We start from the raw sequence: 504 nt of genomic DNA, 5'->3' as shown, positions 1-504 counted from the left end.
AAGTGGCGGTCAAGCAAAATGCGCAAGGCACAAATGCGCATGGCTGCTAGCCGTCCTTATGCGGAACGTATCCGCCAGGTAATTGGGCATCTGGCCAACGCCAACCCGGAATACCGCCACCCGTTCATGATCGACCGTGAAGTAAAGCGCGTCGGTTATGTCGTAGTGAGCAGTGACCGTGGTCTGTGCGGCGGCTTGAACACCAACCTGTTCAAGGCCCTGGTCAAGGACATGGCGGTAAACCGCGAAAACGGCGTCGAGATTGATCTGTGTGTTGTTGGTAGCAAGGGTGCGGCCTTTTTCCGTAACTTCGGCGGTAACGTCGTTGCAGCTATCAGCCACCTGGGTGAAGAGCCGTCGATCAATGATCTGATCGGCAGCGTCAAGGTGATGCTGGATGCCTACCTGGACGGCCGTATTGACCGCCTGTCCGTGGTATCCAACAAGTTCATCAACACCATGACGCAACAGCCTACCGTGGAGCAGTTGATTCCACTGGGTGGC

1 protein-coding gene is annotated in these 504 nt (G+C 56.2%); it reads left to right on the top strand.

The genetic code is table 11. From position 1 onward, the window contains the following. Positions 1–504 (top strand): FoF1 ATP synthase subunit gamma (locus tag HT737_RS15605; protein ID WP_182403181.1); only part of this gene is annotated, 504 nt, incomplete at both ends.

Origin of the sequence: Pseudomonas sp. MD195_PC81_125, assembly GCF_014060985.1 — a bacterium.
Lineage (GTDB): Bacteria > Pseudomonadota > Gammaproteobacteria > Pseudomonadales > Pseudomonadaceae > Aquipseudomonas > Aquipseudomonas parakoreensis.
This window is presented reverse-complemented; position numbering and strand designations above follow the sequence as displayed.